Annotated in this window: 2 rRNA genes; both read left to right on the plus strand. The window is 54.8% G+C overall.

What is annotated here, in order from left to right:
• The first annotated feature begins 48 nt into the window (after window positions 1–48).
• Window positions 49–1,571: ribosomal RNA gene (locus IEX71_RS22295) — 16S ribosomal RNA — on the plus strand.
• A gap of 383 nt (window positions 1,572–1,954) precedes the next feature.
• Window positions 1,955–5,076: ribosomal RNA gene (locus tag IEX71_RS22300) — 23S ribosomal RNA — on the plus strand.
• The 16S and 23S rRNA genes sit together here, the layout of an rRNA operon.
• Window positions 5,077–5,260: the final 184 nt, after the last annotated feature.

Consider the following 5,260-nt stretch of genomic DNA (forward strand, 5'->3'; position numbering starts at 1 on the left):
TTTGTAGCATTTTTTGCTCTTGATCGATTTTTGCCAGTTTTGGATTCTTTTTTGGAGAGTTTGATCCTGGCTCAGGACGAACGCTGGCGGCGTGCTTAACACATGCAAGTCGAACGATGAAGGACCAGCTTGCTGGTTTGGATTAGTGGCGAACGGGTGAGTAACACGTGAGTAACCTTCCCTTCACTTTGGGATAAGCCTTGGAAACGGGGTCTAATACCGGGTATGACACATTGTCGCATGGTGGTGTGTGGAAAGCTTTTGTGGTGGAGGATGGACTCGCGGCCTATCAGCTTGATGGTGGGGTAGTGGCCTACCATGGCTTTGACGGGTAGCCGGCCTGAGAGGGTGACCGGCCACACTGGGACTGAGACACGGCCCAGACTCCTACGGGAGGCAGCAGTGGGGAATATTGCACAATGGGCGGAAGCCTGATGCAGCGACGCCGCGTGGGGGATGACGGCCTTCGGGTTGTAAACTCCTTTCAGCAGGGACGAAGCTTTTTGTGACGGTACCTGCAGAAGAAGCACCGGCTAACTACGTGCCAGCAGCCGCGGTAATACGTAGGGTGCGAGCGTTGTCCGGAATTATTGGGCGTAAAGAGCTTGTAGGCGGTTTGTCGCGTCTGCCGTGAAAGCCCAGGGCTTAACCCTGGGTCTGCGGTGGGTACGGGCAGGCTAGAGTGTGGTAGGGGAGACTGGAATTCCTGGTGTAGCGGTGAAATGCGCAGATATCAGGAGGAACACCGATGGCGAAGGCAGGTCTCTGGGCCACTACTGACGCTGAGAAGCGAAAGCATGGGGAGCGAACAGGATTAGATACCCTGGTAGTCCATGCCGTAAACGTTGGGAACTAGGTGTGGGCCTCATTCCACGAGGTCCGTGCCGTAGCTAACGCATTAAGTTCCCCGCCTGGGGAGTACGGCCGCAAGGCTAAAACTCAAAGGAATTGACGGGGGCCCGCACAAGCGGCGGAGCATGCGGATTAATTCGATGCAACGCGAAGAACCTTACCAAGGCTTGACATACACCGGAATGTGCCAGAGATGGTGCAGCCTTCGGGCTGGTGTACAGGTGGTGCATGGTTGTCGTCAGCTCGTGTCGTGAGATGTTGGGTTAAGTCCCGCAACGAGCGCAACCCTCGTTCCATGTTGCCAGCACGTAATGGTGGGGACTCATGGGAGACTGCCGGGGTCAACTCGGAGGAAGGTGGGGATGACGTCAAATCATCATGCCCCTTATGTCTTGGGCTTCACGCATGCTACAATGGCTGGTACAGAGGGTTGCGATACCGTGAGGTGGAGCGAATCCCTTAAAACTGGTCTCAGTTCGGATTGGGGTCTGCAACTCGACCCCATGAAGTTGGAGTCGCTAGTAATCGCAGATCAGCAACGCTGCGGTGAATACGTTCCCGGGCCTTGTACACACCGCCCGTCAAGTCACGAAAGTCGGTAACACCCGAAGCCGGTGGCCCAACCCTTGTGGGGGGAGCCGTCGAAGGTGGGATTGGCGATTGGGACTAAGTCGTAACAAGGTAGCCGTACCGGAAGGTGCGGCTGGATCACCTCCTTTCTAAGGAGCATTAACACCTTTCACTGTCGAATGTGCAGTGGGGTGGCTCATGGGTGGATCATCAATCAGAATGTTCGTGTGTCACGTGTGTGGCGTCTGCGAGTACGAGTGGTTGCCGGCCTTTTGGGGTTGGTGGTGCTGGGGAAAGCGGTGTCGTGTGTGTGGTGTGTGGGTGTCGGCACGTTGTTGGGTCCTGAGAAAACGACTTATTTTCCGCCGTCGATCGAGTGATCGTGTCGGTTGCGGGGGATGTAGTGGTTTTCTTGGTGCTGCCCGTCATTGGCTGCCTGTTATGGGTTGTTGGTGGTGGTGTTGGTGTGTTGTTTGAGAATTGTATAGTGGACGCGAGCATCTGTAGCTTTTAAGAATTTTACTGGTTTTTTGTGTAAGTTTTTAAGGGCGCATGGTGGATGCCTTGGCATCAGGAACCGATGAAGGACGTAGTAATCTGCGATAAGCCTCGGGGAGCCGATAAACGGGCTGTGATCCGAGGGTTTCCGAATGGGGGAACCCCGCACCAGTTATGTGGTGTGACCCGTACCTGAATTCATAGGGTGCGTGGAGGGAACGTGGGGAAGTGAAACATCTCAGTACCCACAGGAAGAGAAAACAATAGTGATTCCGTGAGTAGTGGCGAGCGAAAGCGGATCAGGCTAAACCATGGTTGTGTGATACCTGTCAGGGGTTGCAGTCATGGGGTTGTGGGTTTGTGTCGTACCGCATCTGACAGTGTGGTGGCGTGATGGTGTGCGTGTAGTCGAATCAGTGGTGAGTGCTGAACCGTAGAGGGTGGAAGTCCCGTAGGCGAAATGCGTAACACGGCGTTTGATGTGATACCCAAGTAGCACGGGGCTCGAGAAATCTCGTGTGAATCTGCCAGGACCACCTGGTAAGCCTAAATATTCCCTGATGACCGATAGCGGACTAGTACCGTGAGGGAAAGGTGAAAAGTACCCCGGGAGGGGAGTGAAATAGTACCTGAAACCATGCGCTTACAATCCGTCAGAGCTGGCCTGTGGGCTGGTGATGGCGTGCCTTTTGAAGAATGAGCCTGCGAGTTAGTGCTCAGTGGCGAGGTTAACCCGTGTGGGGAAGCCGTAGCGAAAGCGAGTCCGAATAGGGCGTCAGAGTCGCTGGGTCTAGACCCGAAGCGGAGTGATCTACCCATGGCCAGGTTGAAGCGACGGTAAGACGTCGTGGAGGACCGAACCCACTTCAGTTGAAAATGGAGGGGATGAGCTGTGGGTAGGGGTGAAAGGCCAATCAAACTCCGTGATAGCTGGTTCTCCCCGAAATGCATTTAGGTGCAGCGTTGCGTGTTTCTTGCCGGAGGTAGAGCTACTGGATGGCTGATGGGCCTCACCAGGTTACTGACGTCAGCCAAACTCCGAATGCCGGTAAGTGAAGCGTGGCAGTGAGACTGCGGGGGATAAGCTTCGTAGTCGAGAGGGAAACAGCCCAGATCACCAGCTAAGGTCCCTAAGCGTGTGCTAAGTGGAAAAGGATGTGGAGTTGCTGTGACAACCAGGAGGTTGGCTTAGAAGCAGCCACCCTTTAAAGAGTGCGTAATAGCTCACTGGTCAAGTGATTCCGCGCCGACAATGTAGCGGGGCTCAAGCACACCACCGAAGCTGTGGCAATCACACAAGACCCTAGCAGCAACTTGTTGTTGTTCAGGGGTGTGGTTGGGTAGGGGAGCGTCGTGTCACCAGAGAAGTTCCGGCGTGAGCCAGGGGTGGAGGTGACACGAGTGAGAATGCAGGCATGAGTAGCGAATGACGGGTGAGAAACCCGTCCGCCGAATAACCAAGGGTTCCAGGGTCAAGCTAATCTGCCCTGGGTAAGTCGGGACCTAAGGCGAGGCCGACAGGCGTAGTCGATGGACATCCGGTTGATATTCCGGAACCGGCGAAGGACCGCCCATATCGAATCAGGGGATGCTAACCACCCGAACCGCCATGTTGATCCCTTCGGGGTGATGTGTGTGTGGGGAGCGTGGGACCCGATCTTGTAGTAGGTAAGCGATGGAGTGACGCAGGAAGGTAGCCTCCGCGGGGCGATGGTTGTCCCCGTCCAAGCGTGCGAGCCGACTGGTAGGTAAATCCGCTGGTCATGAGGCTGAGGCGTGATGGTGACCACGTAATGTGGGAAGTAGGGTGATCCTATGCTGCCGAGAAAAACTTCTAGCGAGGTTCGAGCCGCCCGTACCCTAAACCGACTCAGGTGGTTAGGTAGAGAATACTAAGGCGATCGAGTGAATCGTGGTTAAGGAATTCGGCAAAATGCCCCCGTAACTTCGGGAGAAGGGGGGCCTACTGCCCTGAAACCCGTACGGGTTAGGGGTGGGGGCCGCAGAGACCAGGGAGAAGCGACTGTTTACTAAAAACACAGGTCCGTGCGAAGAAGTAATTCGAGGTATACGGACTGACGCCTGCCCGGTGCTGGAACGTTAAGGGGACCGGTTAACACTTTGGTGTGAAGCTGAGAACTTAAGCGCCAGTAAACGGCGGTGGTAACTATAACCATCCTAAGGTAGCGAAATTCCTTGTCGGGTAAGTTCCGACCTGCACGAATGGCGTAACGACTTCTCCACTGTCTCAACCATGAACTCGGCGAAATTGCATTACGAGTAAAGATGCTCGTTACGCGCAGCAGGACGGAAAGACCCCGGGACCTTTACTACAGCTTGGTATTGGTGTTCGGTGCGGCTTGTGTAGGATAGGTGGGAGACTGTGAAGCGCACGCGCCAGCGTGTGTGGAGTCATTGTTGAAATACCACTCTGGTCGTTCTGGGCTCCTAACTTCGGACCATGATCTGGTTCAGGGACAGTGCCTGGTGGGTAGTTTAACTGGGGCGGTTGCCTCCCAAAGGGTAACGGAGGCGCCCAAAGGTTCCCTCAGCCTGGTTGGTAATCAGGTTTCGAGTGTAAGTGCACAAGGGAGCTTGACTGTGAGACAGACATGTCGAGCAGAGACGAAAGTCGGGACTAGTGACCCGACGGTGGCTTGTGGAAGCGCCGTCGCTCAACGGATAAAAGGTACCCCGGGGATAACAGGCTGATCTTGCCCAAGAGCTCATATCGACGGCATGGTTTGGCACCTCGATGTCGGCTCGTCGCATCCTGGGGCTGGAGTAGGTCCCAAGGGTTGGGCTGTTCGCCCATTAAAGCGGTACGCGAGCTGGGTTTAGAACGTCGTGAGACAGTTCGGTCCCTATCCGCTGCGCGCGTAGGAAACTTGAGAAGACCTGTCCCTAGTACGAGAGGACCGGGATGGACGAACCACTGGTGTGTCAGTTGTACTGCCAAGTGCACCGCTGATTAGCTACGTTCGGAAGTGATAACCGCTGAAAGCATCTAAGCGGGAAGCACGCTTCAAGATGAGGTTTCCAACAGGGGTTAACCCTGGTGAGGCTCCCAGCTAGACTACTGGGTTGATAGGCCGGATGTGGAAGCACAGTAATGTGTGGAGCTGACCGGTACTAATAAGCCGATAACTTACCTCAACACTTTTTCTTTAAGAGTTATGTGTTTGTCGCGTCCACTATACGATTCTGAAACAACACCCATCACGGTATGATCCCACCACCTGGGTGGTGGGTTGTGAAGTGAATATGAGTGACCTTGTTTCACAGGGTTACGGCGGTTATAGCGAAGTGGGAAACGCCCGGTCACATCCCGAACCCGGAA

Source organism: Flexivirga endophytica (assembly GCF_014640635.1).
Classification (GTDB): domain Bacteria; phylum Actinomycetota; class Actinomycetes; order Actinomycetales; family Dermatophilaceae; genus Flexivirga; species Flexivirga endophytica.